Origin of the sequence: Streptomyces virginiae (genome assembly GCF_040638905.1) — a bacterium.
In the GTDB taxonomy this organism is placed as follows: Bacteria; Actinomycetota; Actinomycetes; order Streptomycetales; family Streptomycetaceae; genus Streptomyces; species Streptomyces virginiae_B.
This window is the reverse complement of sequence record NZ_JBEZYV010000028.1, coordinates 20,182-34,672: the sequence shown is the minus strand read 5'-3', so window position 1 is coordinate 34,672 and position 14,491 is coordinate 20,182. Positions and strand designations below refer to the sequence as shown.

Sequence of the window (14,491 nt, the reverse complement as noted above, 5' to 3'; positions counted from 1 at the left end):
GCCGGACCGTGACCGCATCGGGACCGGCCCGGAACCGCGTGTGCGAAACCCGCGACGGGACCCTGTACGTCGAAACGGCAACACCAGCCGATCATCGGGGGTTTACAAGATGCGTGCTCATGCGGCGGCGGCCCTGGCGGCCCTGTCCCTGGCCGGGGCTCTGACGCTCACCGGCTGCGGTGCGGGCGGCCAGGGGGCCGCTAACGACAAGGCGGCGGTCGCGCCGCCCGCGGCGGACGGGAAGACCCGGGAGGGAGCGGCGGGCGCCGCGGCGGCGCCGGCCCCGGCGGGGTCCGGGGGGTCATCCGGCAAGAACGACGGGGCGCCGGTCGCGGTCCGCCCGAACGTCATCCGTACGGCGACGCTCGGCATCGAGACGGCGGACGTCCAGAAGACGCTCGCCGCGGCCCGTACCGCGGCCGACGGCGCGGGCGGGTACGTCGGCAACGAGTCGACCGAGCGCGGCAAGGACGGCCGGATGACCTCGACGGTGACCCTGCGGGTGCCCGGCGAGCGCTACGACGCCGTCCTCGGCGCCATGGAGGGCAGCGGGAAGCTGCTGCACCGCAAGGTCGACGCGCAGGACGTCACCGAGAAGGTCGCCGACATCGGCAGCCGCGTCTCCTCGCAGCAGGCGAGCGTGGCGCGGGTGCGGGAGATGATGGGCAAGGCCTCGGCACTGAGCGAGGTGGTGATGCTGGAGGGCGAGCTGAGCCGGCGTCAGTCGGACCTGGAGTCGCTGCTGGCGCAGCAGACGGCGCTGAAGGACCAGACCTCGATGGGCACGATCACGCTGCAGGTCTCGGAGCCGGCGCCGGCCGCGGTGGAGGAGAAGAAGAAGGAGGAGCCGACCTTCCTCGGTGCGCTGAGCGGGGGCTGGGACGTCTTCACGCGGATCCTGCGCTACCTGATGGTGGCGCTGGGCGCGTTGCTGCCGTTCCTGCTGACGGCCGCGGTGGTGGCGCTGCTGGTCCGGGGGTACCGGCGGCGGCGTCCGGCGCGGCCGAAGACGGGCCCGGCCCCGAAGCGGCCGCCGGTGCCCGCGGCGCGGACGGCGCCCTCGGCGCCGGCCACGACTCCCGCTCCGGCCACGGCTCCGGCTGCGACTGCGACTGCGGCTCCGGACACCGAGGCCGACGTGCAGGACTGAACGCGCGTTCGCCCGTAGCGTGTTCACCAGTCGACGGCGGTGAAGGGGCGGTACGGGCGATGGCGACGGAACGACTGGTGGTGGTCGGGGGCGACGCGGCGGGGATGTCCGCCGCGTCGCAGGCCCGCAGGCTGCAGGGACCGCAGGAGCTGGAGATCGTCGCCTTCGAGCGCGGCCGCTTCACCTCGTACTCGGCCTGCGGCATCCCGTACTGGGTCGGCGGTCTGGTCGCCGAGCGCGACGACCTGATCGCCCGCACCCCCGAGGAGCACCGGGCCCGGGACATCGACCTGCGCACCCGCACCGAGGTGGTGGAGCTCGATCTGCCCGGGTCCCGGGTCCGCGCCCGCGATCTGGACGGCGGATCCGAATCCTGGACGCACTACGACAAGCTCGTCCTGGCCACGGGCGCCCGGCCCGTACGCCCGCGCCTGCCGGGCATCGGCGCGCACGGGGTGCACGGCATCCAGACCCTGGACGACGGCCAGCGCCTCATGGACGCGCTGGAGCGCACGCGGGGTCGGCGGGCGGTCGTGGTCGGCGCGGGCTACATCGGCGTGGAGATGGCCGAGGCCTTGGTGCTGCGGGGCTACGAGGTGACCGTCCTGCACCGGGGCGAGCAGCCGATGGCCACGCTGGACCCCGACATGGGCGGCCTGGTGCACACCGCGATGAACCGCATGGGGATCCGTACGGTCGCGCGCGCCGAGGTCACCAAGATCCTCGCCGACGAGGAGGGCCGGGCCCGCGCGGTGGCCACGGCGGCCGGCGAGGAGTACCCGGCGGACGTGGTGGTGCTCGGCATCGGCGTGGAGCCGCGGACGGCACTGGCCCGCGCCGCCGGCCTCCCGCTCGGCCCCTCGGGCGGGATCCTCACCGACCTGTCGATGCGCGTGCGCGGTCACCAGGACGTCTGGGCGGGCGGCGACTGCGTGGAGGTCCTCGACCTGGTCGCGGGCCGCACCCGGCACATCCCGCTGGGCACCCACGCCAACAAGCACGGCCAGGTCATCGGCTCGGGCGTGGGCGGCGGCTACGCGACCTTCCCCGGGGTGGTCGGCACGGCCGTCAGCAAGGTCTGCGACCTGGAGATCGCCCGTACGGGGCTGCGCGAGCGGGACGCGCTGGAGGCGGGCCTGCGCTTCGTGACGGCCACCATCACCTCCACCAACACGGCGGGCTACTACCCGGGCGCGGCGGAGATGACGGTGAAGATGCTGGCGGAACGCCGTACGGGCCGGCTCCTCGGCGTCCAGATCGTCGGCGGAGCCGGCTCCGCGAAGCGGGTGGACATCGCGGCGGTGGCCCTGACGGCGGGCATGACGGTGGAGCAGGTGGTCTCGCTCGACCTCGGCTACGCCCCGCCGTTCTCCCCGGTCTGGGACCCGGTCCTGGTGGCGGCCCGCAAGGCGGTCTCCGCGGTCCGCGCGGCGGGCGTCTGACCGCTCCGCGCGAGGCGCAGCTCCGAGCGGACCAGTTCCAGGAGGCGGCCCGTCCGGTTACGGCCGCCCCGGGGACCCTCCTCGCGCCTGAACGTGCGGTTTCCTGCTCAGCGGGCCGTCTTGGTGTGGACGTAGTCCACCAGGCGGGTCAGCGCCTCGGGGTCGGTCGTCGGCAGGACGCCGTGGCCGAGGTTGAAGACGTGGCCCTCCAGGCCGGCGGCCGCCGCGAGGACCTCGTCCGTCTTGGCCTCGACCGCCTCCGTGGTGGAGAACAGCACGGCCGGGTCCAGGTTGCCCTGGAGGGCCTTGCCAGGGCCGACGCGGCGGGCCGCCTCGTCGAGCGCGACCCGGTAGTCGACGCCCACGACGTCCGCACCGGCCTCGCCCATCAGGCCGAGGAGTTCGCCCGTGCCCACGCCGAAGTGGATCCGGGGGACGCCGTAGGAGGCGACGGACTGCAGGACCTTCGCCGAGGCGGGCATGACGGAGCGGCGGTAGTCCGCCGGGGCGAGCGCGCCGACCCAGGAGTCGAAGAGCTGGACCGCGGAGGCGCCGGCCTCGATCTGGACCTTCAGAAAGGCGGAGGTGATCTCCGCGAGGCGGTCCAGCAGGTCGGCCCAGAGCTGCGGGTCCCCGTACATCAGGGCCTTGGTGTGCTCGTGGTTCTTCGAGGGGCCGCCCTCGACGAGGTAACTCGCGAGGGTGAAAGGCGCGCCCGCGAAACCGATCAACGGCGTGGAGCCCAGTTCACCCGTGAGCATGCCGATCGCCTCGGTGACGTAGGTGACGTCCCCAGGGGTGAGGTCGCGCAGCTGTGCGAGGTCCTCGCGGCGGCGGATCGGCTGGGCGACGACGGGGCCGACGCCCGGCTTGATGTCCAGGTCGACGCCGATGGCCTTGAGCGGGACCACGATGTCGGAGAAGAAGATCGCCGCGTCGACGTTGTGGCGCCGCACCGGCTGCATGGTGATCTCGGTGACCAGGTCGGGCCGCATGCAGGACTCGAGCATCGCGGTGCCCTCGCGGACCTTGCGGTACTCGGGGAGGGAGCGCCCGGCCTGCCGCATGAACCACACCGGCGTGTGAGGTACCGGCTCCCGCCGGCACGCCTTCAGGAAGGCGGAATCGTACGTCTGGCTCGGCTGGCCCTTGGGGCTGTCGTTGGCGCTCACGACCCAAATCTTCGCACGTATGAAGAAGTGCCCGGCCCGGCACGGGTGTCCCTGCGCCGTACGGGCTCACATACCGCCTAGTCTTCCCCGCATGGCTGCGGCTCAGGGACGATTTTCAGATGGCGCCGACGGTACGGACAGTGCGAAGGAGAGCTCCGTCCCACTCCCGTTCCGCCGGGCGGTCGAGGGTTTGAAGAAGGCCCGGCTGCGCCCGGGGGTCGAGATCGACCCGACGAAGCCGCCCCAGCGGCTGGCGCCGTACGCCTACGCGCTGGAGGCCGCGGTGGTGGACGGGGAGGACGACCTGGCCGACGGCCGGCTGATCCTGCTCCATGACCCCGCCGGGCACGACGCCTGGCACGGGACCTTCCGGCTCGTGACGCTCGTACGGGCGGAGCTGGAGCCCGAGATGGCCGCCGACCCGCTGCTGCCGGAGGTGTGCTGGTCCTGGCTGACGGGGGCCCTGGAAGCGCGCGGGCTGCCCTACGGGGAGGCCGGCGGGACGGTGACCATGGCGAGCTCGCACTACTTCGGCGGGCTCGCGGAGCGGCGGCCCGCGACGCAGATCGAGATCAGGGCCTCCTGGACGCCGCGCGAGGGCGTGGGCGGCGTCCCGGACACCGCGGCGCACCTGTCGGCCTGGTGCGAGCTGATCTGCCAGATCGCGGGGCTGCCGCCGGTGGGTCCGACGGACACGGCGACGGGCGTGGTCTCCCTGCCACAGCGGCGCGGTCCGCACCACCCGTAGGCACAGGGCCGTACGGCCGCCTCCGCTCGGGGAACGACCGGTCGAACGCCGCAAGCGGGTGTCACAACGCGGCCTCCGTTGTGGGCTTCTGATCACCCGATGATCGATCGTGCGTCCGAATTGCCCGAATTGTTACTCACCAAATCGTGATCATTCCCTAAAGCCGGGCGGGTGACGTGCCGAAGGAGTCAGTGACCATCCGCACGGTTCGCACCGGCTTCCTTCCCCGAGCCGGCCGTCCCGCCACTCCCCCAGGAGGCCTAGGTGTCCGTTCTTCTCGAGCAGCCCGCAAGCCTGGTCGCCTACCGCCCGAACAAGCCGACGGCCATGGTCGTCGTGGCCGACCCGCGCGTCCGCTCCACCGTGACCCGCCATCTGTGGGCCCTCGGCGTGCGCGACGTGATCGAGGCGTCGTCCATCGCGGAGGCCCGCCCCCGCGTCGGCAGCCCGCGCGACATCTGCGTGGCCGACGTGCACCTGCCCGACGGTTCCGGTCTCACCCTGCTCTCCGAGACCCGTGCCGCAGGCTGGCCCAACGGGCTGGCCCTGTCCGCCGCCGACGACATCGGCGCCGTGCGCAACGCCCTCGCGGGCGGTGTGAAGGGCTACGTCGTCACCGGTACGCGGACCAACATCGGGCTCCCCACCCGGCCCGGTGCCGCCCCCATCGGCGCGGCCGCCGCCCGTATGCACCGCCGCCCCCCGGGTGCCCCGAGCCACCCGGGCGGCTACCGCGAGCTCTCCGGCCGCGAGGTCGAGGTCCTGCGCCTCGTCGCGGAGGGCCAGTCCAACAAGGCCATCGGCGTCTCGATGGGCCTGTCCGCCCTGACCGTCAAGTCCCACCTCGCCCGCATCGCCCGCAAGCTGGGCACCGGTGACCGCGCGGGAATGGTCGCCGTGGCACTGCGCACCGGGATCATCCACTGAACGCGGGCCGCGACCCCCGGATAGACGTCCGGGAGACCCCCGGAAAACACCCCGCGTACTGATCGCGCCCGTCGACGGAACGTTCCGGCGACGGGCGCGTCGTATACACGGATACCCTTGACCGGTGACCGACGCCCAAGAGACCGCAGCAGACCTGCGCACCACCACCGGGGGCGGCCCCCCGGACGACGTCGTTGTTCCGCCCGGTGGGGTGCCGATCCCATTGTTGGAGCCCCGCGAGGGGATTCCCCCGGTGGTCGCCGACGCGGACGCCCTCGCCGAAGTGGTCGCGGCCTTCGCCGCGGGCACCGGCCCCGTCGCCGTGGACGCCGAGCGCGCCTCCGGATACCGCTACGGCCAGCGGGCCTACCTGGTGCAGCTGCGCCGCGAGGGTGCCGGGTCCGCGCTGATCGACCCGGTGGGCTGCCCCGACCTGTCCGCCCTGGGCGAGGCGCTCTCCGGCACCGAGTGGATCCTGCACGCCGCCACCCAGGACCTCCCCTGCCTGCGCGAAATAGGCATGGTTCCGACCTCGCTGTTCGACACCGAGCTGGCGGGCCGGCTCGCCGGCTTCCCGCGGGTCGGTCTCGGCGCGATGGTCGAGAGCGTTCTCGGCTACGCCCTGGAGAAGGGCCACTCCGCCGTCGACTGGTCCACCCGCCCGCTGCCCGAGCCGTGGCTGCGCTACGCCGCTCTGGATGTGGAGCTGCTGGTGGACCTGCGGGACGCGTTGGAGAAGGATCTGGACCGCCAGGGCAAGCTCGAGTGGGCCCGGCAGGAGTTCGACGCGATCGCCGCCGCGCCGCCGGCCGCGCCGCGCAAGGACCCCTGGCGCCGCACGTCCGGCATGCACAAGGTGCGCCGCCGCCGGCAGATGGCGGTCGTACGGGAGCTGTGGGAGTCCCGGGACCGCATCGCGCAGCGGCGTGACGTGTCGCCCGGCAAGGTGCTGGGCGACGCCGCGATCGTCGAGGCCGCGCTGGCCCTGCCCGCGAACGTGCACACCCTGTCGGCCCTGCCCGGCTACGGGCAGCGCATGGGCCGCCGTCAGCTCGACCAGTGGATGGCCGCCGTGGACCGGGCGAAGGCGCTGCCCGAGAGCGAGCTGCCGCAGCCGGGTGCGACCCCGGCGGGCCCGCCCCCGCCGCGTTCCTGGGCCGACAAGGACCCGGCGGCCGCGGCCCGGCTGGCCGCCGCCCGCACGGCCGTCTCGGCGCTGGCGGAGGAGCTGAACCTGCCCCAGGAGAACCTGATCACCCCGGACACGGTCCGCCGCCTGTGCTGGGAGCCGCCGCAGCGGCTGGACGCCGACGCGGTGTCGCAATCCCTGGCCCTCTACGGCGCCCGCCCGTGGCAGATCGAACAGGTGACCCCGGTCCTGGTCACGGCCCTGTCGGCCACCGCGTAGGACCTCGCCGCCGTGCCCCGGTCCGCGACGCACGGACCGGGGCACGACCGGATCAGAGCGGTTGCTCGGTGTAGTCGCCGTCCGCGTCCATGGAGAAGGTCCCGTTCGTGTGGCCGTCGATCTCGGTGTGCTTGAGCCACTTCCGGGACAGGTGGTGTACGTGCTTGGCCACCCGCTCCCAGGGGATCTGGTGGCCCGCGCAGGCGACTTTGAAGTGCATCTTCTTCGAACCCGGGATTGCCTTGTAGAGCTCGGTCACCGACAGGAAGGGAACGGTGCCCGGAGCGCTGTTCACCGTCTTGTCGTGCTCGCCGACGACGATGAGCACCGGCACCTTGTGGCCGAGGACGTTGTCCACCTTGGCGCCGGCCTTGTTCCAGCCCCACCAGAAGGGGTTGCGGTAGCGCAGCACGCCGGAGGGCACGCCGGACACCGGCGGCCCCCAGTTGCGGCCCACCACGTCACTCTCCATGATCGCCGCCCACACGGTGTCGACCATGCCCTCCTCACGCTGCTCGTCGCCGCAGCCGAGTTCCCTGTCCCAGGCGTCCTCGAAACCGTCCCGGCCGGTGATGTTCATCGGGAAGGTCCACAGGGAGGCCGGCGGGGGCAGCGCGTCCGGCCGGTCCCACTTGGTGCCGGGCTTGCTCGCGGGTCCGTCCGGCCGGAAGACGGGGGCGAGGAGGAACAGGCTGGAGACGTTGTCCGGGTATTGGATGGCGTACGGGCCCAGCGCCACCGCGGCGGCGGACCAGCCGAAGAGGGCGACCTGCTCCACACCGCGCTCGGCCTTGATGTATTCGACGACGCTGTGGACCTCGGCCCAGTCGCTCTCGGAGTCGCCGAGGTGCTTGGCGTACGAGGGGGTGCAAGGGGCCGCCAGCGGGTGGCCGTCGAGCAGGAGCTTCGCCTGCTGGGCGGCTGTGGTGTTGCACGGTTCGTTCATGACCGCCGGGCGCGGTGAGCGGCCGTGGCCCTGGAGGTCCATGGCGAAGACGTCGAAGCCCGCCTTGGCGAGGAACTGCATCCAGTTGTACTCGCCGGTGCCCAGGTCCGCGCCGGGCAGCACGGGGACGCTGCGGCCGTGCAGCATCAGGACGGCCGTGCGCTGGGTGGGATTCTTCGTGCCGTCGCGCTCCCGGACGAAGAGGTTGATCACCTCGCCCTCGTTGACGGGGAGTCTGGAGGCGTGCTTGACCTCGTGGTCGACCGCCTTGATCAGCATGGCGGGGGTCTCCGTTCAGGTCGGCCGGGTCCGGGACGGGCGCCCCGTACCCGGCCAGAATCAGCAGGCGCGTGCGCCCGATGCCATCGACGGGGCCGCCCCGGCCGGGTGTCCGACCCGTTCGGGGAGCGCGGGGCGCTCCGATCGGACGGGCGCGAGGAGGGGGCGCGCACGGGGTGCGGAGTGTGACCTTCGCCGCTCCTCGGGGAGGGGGTGTGCACATTGGTTACCCGCAAGTAGCATGGTCGGGTGAGCGGGCGCTCAGCAACATGTGCCGAGTGCGCCCCCGCGCAGCAGTGCCATCCCGCACCTGGAGGAGAGCCAACGTGCCTCGTACCGTCAGGGACGTCGTCTTCGTCGACGGCGTCCGCACCCCGTTCGGCAAGGCGGGCCCGAAGGGCATCTACCACGAGACCCGCGCCGACGACCTCGTCGTGAAGGCGATCCGGGAGCTGCTGCGCCGCAACCCGGACCTGGACCCCAAGAAGATCGACGAGGTCGCCATCGCCGCGACCACGCAGATCGGCGACCAGGGCCTGACGCTGGGCCGCACGGCCGGCATCCTCGCGGGCCTCCCGCAGTCCGTCCCGGGCTACTCCATCGACCGCATGTGCGCCGGCGCGCTGACCGCCGTGACCGCCGTCGCGGGCGGTGTGGCCTTCGGTGCGTACGACGTCGCCCTCGCCGGCGGTGTCGAGCACATGGGCCGCCACCCCATGGGCGAGGGCGTCGACCCGAACCCGCGCTTCGTCTCCGAGAAGCTGGTCGACGAGTCCGCCCTGTTCATGGGCATGACCGCCGAGAACCTCCACGACCGGTACCCGGCGATCACCAAGCTCCGCGCCGACGAGTACGCCGTGCGCTCGCAGGAGAAGGCCGCCAAGGCGTACGCCGACGGCAAGATCCAGCAGGACCTGGTCCCGATCTCGGTGCGCAACACCAACGCGGAGGTCGGTGAGACGGGCTGGGGCCTGGTCACCACCGACGAGCCGATGCGCCCGGGCACCACGCTGGAGAACCTGTCCGGCCTGAAGACCCCGTTCCGTACGCACGGCCGGGTCACCGCGGGCAACGCCGCCGGTCTCAACGACGGTGCCACCGCCGCGATCATCGCGTCCGAGGACTTCGCCCGCGAGAACAACCTCCCGGTCAAGATGCGCCTCGTGTCGTACTCCTTCGCGGGTGTCGAGCCGGAGGTCATGGGCTACGGCCCGATCCCGGCCACCGAGAAGGCTTTGGCCCAGGCCGGTCTGACGATCGACGACATCGGTCTCTTCGAGATCAACGAGGCCTTCGCGGTCCAGGTCCTCGCGTTCCTGGAGCACTACGGCATCGCCGACGACGACGCCCGCGTGAACCAGTACGGCGGCGCCATCGCCTTCGGCCACCCGCTGGCCTCCTCCGGCGTGCGTCTGATGACGCAGCTGGCCCGCCAGTTCGAGGAGCAGCCGCACGTCCGCTACGGCCTGACCACCATGTGCGTCGGCTTCGGCATGGGCGCCACGGTCATCTGGGAGAACCCGAACTTCAACGCCGAGGGAGACTCCAAGTGAGCACCACCGCTGAGCTCCTGAAGGGCGCGGCCGAGCTGTTCCCGGACGAGGTCGTCACGTCCGCGCACGTCCGCCACCTGGACCTGCCGTTCGGCGCCGGGCGCTTCGCGCTCATCACGCTGGACAACGGCTTCGACCACACCAAGCCGACCACCTTCGGCCCGCAGTCCCTCGCCAACCTGAACGCGGCGATCGACCAGGTCGAGCAGGAGGCCACCGCCGGCACCATCGTCGGCGCGGGCATCACCGGCAAGCCGTTCATCTTCGCGGTCGGCGCCGACCTCAAGGGCGTCGAGCTGCTGAAGAAGCACGACGAGGCGCTCGCCATCGGCAAGGGCGGCCACGACGTCTTCAAGCGCCTCTCCGCGCTGGCGGTCCCCACCTTCGCGTACTACAACGGCGCGGCGATGGGCGGCGGCGTCGAGGTCGGTCTGCACTGCAGCTACCGCACCGTCTCGAAGGCCATCCCGGCGTTCTCGCTGCCCGAGGTCTTCCTCGGCCTGGTTCCGGGCTGGGGCGGCTGCGCCATCCTCCCGAACCTGATCGGCGCCGAGCGCGCAATCTCGGTCATCATCGAGAACTCGCTAAACCAGAATCGCCAGCTCAAGGGCAAGCAGGTCTTCGAGCTCGGCATCGCCGACGCGATCTTCGAGGGCGCGGACTTCCTGGAGCAGTCGCTCCTGTGGACCGCGAACGTCCTGGGCGGCACCACCGAGGTCGTCCGCCCGGAGATCGACCGCGGCGAGGCCTGGGACGCGGCCGTCGCCAAGGGCCGCTCCATCGCGGACTCCAAGGTGCACGGCGCCGCTCCGGCCGCCTACCGCGCGCTGGACATCATCGCCGCGGCCAAGGACGGCGACCTGCAGGCCGGCTTCGACGCCGAGGACACGGCCCTGGCCGACCTCATCATGGGCGGCGAGCTGCGCTCGGGCATCTACGCCTTCAACCTGGTCCAGAAGCGCGCCAAGCGCCCGGCCGGCGCCCCGGACAAGTCGCTGGCCCGTCCGGTCACCAAGGTCGGCGTCGTCGGCGCGGGCCTGATGGCCTCGCAGCTGGCGCTGCTCTTCCTGCGCCGCCTCGAAGTGCCGGTGGTCCTCACCGACATCGACCAGGAGCGCGTGGACAAGGGCGTGGGCTACGTCCACGCCGAGATCCAGAAGCTGCTCGGCAAGGGCCGCATCAACCAGGACAAGGCCAACCGCCTGACCGCCCTGGTGACCGGTGTCCTGGACAAGGCCGAGGGCTTCGCGGACGCGGACTTCATCATCGAGGCCGTGTTCGAGGAGATGTCCGTCAAGCAGAAGGTGTTCGCGGAGGTCGAGGCGGTCGCCCCGGCGCACGCGATCCTCGCCACCAACACCTCCTCGCTGTCGGTGTCGGAGATGGCCTCGAAGCTCCAGCACCCGGAGCGCGTGGTCGGCTTCCACTTCTTCAACCCGGTCGCGATCCTCCCGCTCCTGGAGATCGTGCGCGGCGAGCAGACCGACGACGCCTCGCTGGCCACGGCCTTCGGTGTCGCCAAGAAGCTGAAGAAGACCGCGGTCCTCACCAAGGACGCCCCGGCGTTCGTCGTGAACCGCATCCTGACCCGCTTCATGGGCGAGATCCAGAACGTGATCGACGAGGGCACCCCGGTCGCGACGGCGGAGAAGGCCATCGAGCCGCTCGGCCTGCCGATGTCCCCGCTGGTGCTGCTGGAACTCGTGGGCCCGGCGATCGGTCTGCACGTCTCCGAGACCCTGAACCGTTCCTTCCCGGAGCGTTTCACCGTCTCCCCGAACCTCAAGCGCGTGGTCGAGGCGGGCAAGCGCGGCTTCTACGTCTACTCCGCAGAGAACAACTTCAAGCCGGAGCTGGACCCCGAGGTCGCCGCGCTCCTGGTGCAGGGCGACTCGGTCCTGACGGAGGAGCAGGTCCGCGACCGCGTCCTGGACGCGGTGGCGCAGGAGATCGGTCTGATGCTGGAGGAGGGTGTCGTGGCCGAGGCCCAGGACATCGACCTCTGCCTCATCACCGGTGCCGGCTGGCCCTTCCACCTGGGCGGCATCACGCCGTACCTGGACCGTGAGGGCGTCTCGGAGCGCGTGAACGGCAAGAAGTTCCTCGCCCCCGGCATCGCGAGCGTCCCGGCGTAGTCCGGGTCGCAGGCGGCTGTTCGACGGCCGGGCCCGCTCCTCCCGGGGGGCGGGATCCGGCCGTTCGAATACCTGTCTAAGATTCACCCCCATGACGGAAACGCACGCGCGGCCCAGGCGCCGCCGACGCCGCATTCTGCGGATCACCCTGCTGCTGGTCGCCGTGCTGATCCTGGGCGCGGCCGGGGCGGGCTGGTGGACGTACAGCCATCTCAACGGCAACATCGACAGCGTCGACCTGGACCAGGCGATCGGGGACAACCGGCCCGCCAAGGTGGTCGCGAACGCGCAGAACATCCTGGTGCTCGGCTCGGACTCGCGGGCCGGGGCCAACGCGGACCTCGACCACGGCGCGGTCAGCGGGGCCCGCTCGGACACCGCGATGCTGGTGCACATACCCGAGGGCCGGGCGAAGGCCACCGCGGTGAGCATCCCCCGCGACACCCTGATCACCCGGCCCGAGTGCAAGGACCGGGACGGCAAGTCCGTTCCGTCCGCGAAGCGGGTCATGTTCAACTCCGTCTACTCGCTGGCCGGCCCGGCCTGCGTGGTCAACACCGTCGAACAGATGTCCGGCGTGCGCGTGGACCACTTCGTCGAGGTGGACTTCGCCGGCTTCAAGGGCCTGGTGGATGCGCTGGGCGGGGTCACCGTGACCCTGGACAAGCCGATGAGCGGCGCCAAGGGCGGTCTGAAGCTCGACGCGGGCACGCACCGGCTGAACGGGGCCGACTCGCTCAAGTTCGTCCGTACCCGGTACGGCTACGGCGACGGCAGCGACCTCGGACGCATAGGCCTGCAGCAGCAGTTCATGCTGGCGATGCTGTCGGAGGTCAAGAAGCAGGACGCCCTGGGCAACCCGGCGCGGCTCTACAAGCTCGCGGACGCCGGCACCAAGTCGCTGACCACGGACTCCGACCTGGCCTCGCTCACCGCGCTGTCCGACTTCGCGCAGAGCATGAAGGGCGTGAATCCGGAGACGATGGAGACCATCATGCTGCCGGTCGCCTACGACAAGGTGGACCGCAACCGCGTGGTGGTGGCCGAGCCGCAGGCGACCGAGCTGTGGGAGGCGTTGCGCACGGACCAGCAGATACCGGCCTCGGCGAAGAAGTCTCCCGCCAAGGCCGGCTGAATCCGCCCGTTGCCCGGTGCCGCGTGTCAGGCGCCCGGTGCCGGGGGCTTCGGTGTGGTGCCGGGCGTACTCGTGGCGACTCCGGGGCCTTCGGTCTCCTGCCGGCTCAGGCGGCTGTGCCATACGCCGTAGAAGGAGTAGACGACGAAGCCGCCGGCCATCCAGATGCCGAACCGGGCCCAGGTCTCGGTCGGCAGGTTGAGCATCAGCCACAGCGAGGCCGCGATCGACAGGATCGGGACCACCGGCACCCAGGGGGTGCGGAAGGCCCGGTGGAGGTCGGGGCGGGTCCGGCGCAGGATGATCACGCCGAGCGCGACGACCACGAAGGCGAAGAGCGTACCGATGTTCACCAGTTCGGCGAGTTCCCCGAGGCTGATGAAGCCAGCGAGTACGGCGATGAACACGCCGAGCAGGATGGTCGCCCGGTAAGGGGTCCGGTATTTCGGGTGGGTGACGGAGAAGAAGCGCGGCAGCAGTCCGTCACGGCTCATCGCGAAGAACACCCGGGTCTGGCCGAGCAGCAGGATCATGCACACGGTGATCAGACCGACCGACGCCCCGAGACTGATGGCACCGGCGAAGAAGGGCTGGTCCACGGATTTGAAGGCTTCGGCGAGCGGGGCGGACGGCGACATCTCCGTGTACTTCTGCATGCCGGTGACCACCAGCGTCACGGCGACGTAGAGCACGGTGCAGATCAACAGCGAGCCGATGATGCCGCGCGGCATGTCCCGCTGGGGGTTCCTGGTCTCCTCGGCGGCGGTGGCCACGACGTCGAAGCCGATGAAGGCGAAGAAGACCAGCGAGGCCGCGGTGAAGATGCCCATGATGCCGAAGTTGGTGGGCGCGTACCCGAACAGCACCTGGATCAGCGGCGCGTCCCAGCCGCCACCACCCGCGGGCTGCGGCTGGGCCGGCGGGATGAACGGCGAGTAGTTCTCGGCCTTGATGAAGAACAGGCCTGCGACGATGACCAGCAGCACGACGGTGACCTTGATGGCCACGACGATCGCCGTGATCCTCGCCGACAACTTCGTCCCGACGATCAGGATCGCGGTCAACGCCAGGACCAGCAGGAAGGCCAACAGGTCGAAGGCCCCTCCCTCCTCGCGTCCGGACAGCGCGACGGGCAGGTCCCAGCCGATGTTGGTGTGCATCAGGTGGCGCACGTACCCGGACCAGCCGACCGCCACGACGGCGGTGCCGAGGGCGAACTCCAGGACCAGGTCCCAGCCGATGATCCAGGCGGGCACCTCGCCGAGGGAGGCGAACGAGAACGTGTACGCCGATCCGGCCACCGGGACGGTGGACGCGAACTCGGCGTAGCAGAGCGCCGCGAGGGCGCAGACGATGCCCGCGGCCACGAAGGCGAGGGCGGTGGCGGGTCCGGCGTTGTTCCGGGCCGCGATGCCCGTGAGGACGAAGATGCCGGTGCCGATGATGACACCCACACCGAACACCGTCAGGTCCCAGGCGGAGAGCGACTTGCGGAGCGCGTGTTCCGGCTCCTCCGTGTCGCGGATGGACTGCTCCACCGTCTTGGTGCGGAAGGGGCTGTTCATATCCCTACTCACCGACGCACCTCCGAAAGGT

At 71.3% G+C, this 14,491-nt stretch carries 11 protein-coding genes; 8 read left to right on the top strand and 3 right to left on the bottom strand.

Annotated features, from left to right (window positions below):
* Positions 1 to 109 precede the first annotated feature (109 nt).
* Both AB0F82_RS28960 and AB0F82_RS28955 read left to right on the top strand, forming a co-directional pair.
* Positions 110 to 1,150 carry a DUF4349 domain-containing protein gene (locus AB0F82_RS28960; RefSeq protein WP_362632577.1) on the top strand — a complete coding sequence of 347 codons (1,041 nt, stop codon included), beginning with the start codon at positions 110 to 112 and terminating at the stop codon, positions 1,148 to 1,150.
* 59 nt (positions 1,151 to 1,209) lie between these two features.
* A complete protein-coding gene (locus AB0F82_RS28955; RefSeq protein WP_362632575.1) occupies positions 1,210 to 2,592 on the top strand; it encodes an FAD-dependent oxidoreductase in 1,383 nt (460 codons plus the stop codon).
* Between the two features lie 107 nt (positions 2,593 to 2,699).
* Here AB0F82_RS28955 and hemE read toward each other — a convergent pair whose 3' ends face one another.
* Positions 2,700 to 3,764 (bottom strand): uroporphyrinogen decarboxylase, encoded by a 1,065-nt coding sequence (gene hemE, locus AB0F82_RS28950; protein ID WP_362632573.1) that lies wholly within the window; start codon positions 3,762 to 3,764, stop codon positions 2,700 to 2,702.
* Between the two features lie 91 nt (positions 3,765 to 3,855).
* On the opposite strand from hemE, the gene AB0F82_RS28945 reads away from it, so the two are divergent.
* The 3 genes from AB0F82_RS28945 to AB0F82_RS28935 all read left to right on the top strand — a co-directional run bounded on the left by AB0F82_RS28945 (position 3,856) and on the right by AB0F82_RS28935 (position 6,847).
* Complete coding sequence (locus AB0F82_RS28945; protein ID WP_356812564.1) at positions 3,856 to 4,512, top strand: DUF3000 domain-containing protein; 657 nt, start codon at positions 3,856 to 3,858, stop codon at positions 4,510 to 4,512.
* A gap of 264 nt (positions 4,513 to 4,776) precedes the next feature.
* The gene (locus tag AB0F82_RS28940; protein ID WP_007267191.1) at positions 4,777 to 5,439 is read left to right on the top strand and encodes a helix-turn-helix transcriptional regulator; all 663 of its coding nucleotides are present in this window, start codon (positions 4,777 to 4,779) and stop codon (positions 5,437 to 5,439) included.
* A gap of 124 nt (positions 5,440 to 5,563) precedes the next feature.
* A complete protein-coding gene (locus AB0F82_RS28935; RefSeq protein WP_356812565.1) occupies positions 5,564 to 6,847 on the top strand; it encodes a ribonuclease D in 1,284 nt (427 codons plus the stop codon).
* 52 nt (positions 6,848 to 6,899) lie between these two features.
* Here the strand turns inward: AB0F82_RS28935 and AB0F82_RS28930 are convergent, their stop codons facing one another.
* On the bottom strand, positions 6,900 to 8,072 hold the full coding sequence (locus AB0F82_RS28930) for an alpha/beta hydrolase (RefSeq protein ID WP_362632570.1): 1,173 nt from the start codon (positions 8,070 to 8,072) through the stop codon (positions 6,900 to 6,902).
* A gap of 326 nt (positions 8,073 to 8,398) precedes the next feature.
* On the opposite strand from AB0F82_RS28930, the gene AB0F82_RS28925 reads away from it, so the two are divergent.
* The 3 genes from AB0F82_RS28925 (at position 8,399) to AB0F82_RS28915 (ending at position 12,895) form a co-directional block, all read left to right on the top strand.
* Positions 8,399 to 9,625 carry a thiolase family protein gene (locus tag AB0F82_RS28925; RefSeq protein ID WP_356812567.1) on the top strand — a complete coding sequence of 409 codons (1,227 nt, stop codon included), beginning with the start codon at positions 8,399 to 8,401 and terminating at the stop codon, positions 9,623 to 9,625.
* Positions 9,622 to 11,760: a 3-hydroxyacyl-CoA dehydrogenase NAD-binding domain-containing protein gene (locus tag AB0F82_RS28920; protein ID WP_362632568.1), complete on the top strand. Its 2,139-nt coding sequence runs from the start codon at positions 9,622 to 9,624 to the stop codon at positions 11,758 to 11,760. Before AB0F82_RS28925 ends, AB0F82_RS28920 begins: the two co-directional genes overlap by 4 nt.
* 91 nt (positions 11,761 to 11,851) lie before the next feature.
* Positions 11,852 to 12,895 (top strand): LCP family protein, encoded by a 1,044-nt coding sequence (locus tag AB0F82_RS28915; RefSeq protein ID WP_362632567.1) that lies wholly within the window; start codon positions 11,852 to 11,854, stop codon positions 12,893 to 12,895.
* 26 nt (positions 12,896 to 12,921) lie between these two features.
* Here the strand turns inward: AB0F82_RS28915 and AB0F82_RS28910 are convergent, their stop codons facing one another.
* Positions 12,922 to 14,460, bottom strand: a complete 1,539-nt coding sequence (locus AB0F82_RS28910) for an amino acid permease (RefSeq protein WP_362632565.1) — start codon at positions 14,458 to 14,460, stop codon at positions 12,922 to 12,924.
* Between the last annotated feature and the right edge of the window lie 31 nt (positions 14,461 to 14,491).

Excerpts from the sequence above, each read along its gene's own strand:
- AB0F82_RS28910 (WP_362632565.1), bottom strand. The coding sequence starts at position 14,460 with ATGAACAGCCCCTTCCGCACCAAGACGGTGGAGCAGTCCATCCGCGAC.
- AB0F82_RS28960 (WP_362632577.1), top strand. The coding sequence starts at position 110 with ATGCGTGCTCATGCGGCGGCGGCCCTGGCGGCCCTGTCCCTGGCCGGG.
- AB0F82_RS28955 (WP_362632575.1), top strand. The coding sequence starts at position 1,210 with ATGGCGACGGAACGACTGGTGGTGGTCGGGGGCGACGCGGCGGGGATG.
- AB0F82_RS28945 (WP_356812564.1), top strand. The coding sequence starts at position 3,856 with ATGGCTGCGGCTCAGGGACGATTTTCAGATGGCGCCGACGGTACGGAC.
- AB0F82_RS28915 (WP_362632567.1), top strand. The coding sequence starts at position 11,852 with ATGACGGAAACGCACGCGCGGCCCAGGCGCCGCCGACGCCGCATTCTG.
- AB0F82_RS28930 (WP_362632570.1), bottom strand. The coding sequence starts at position 8,072 with ATGCTGATCAAGGCGGTCGACCACGAGGTCAAGCACGCCTCCAGACTC.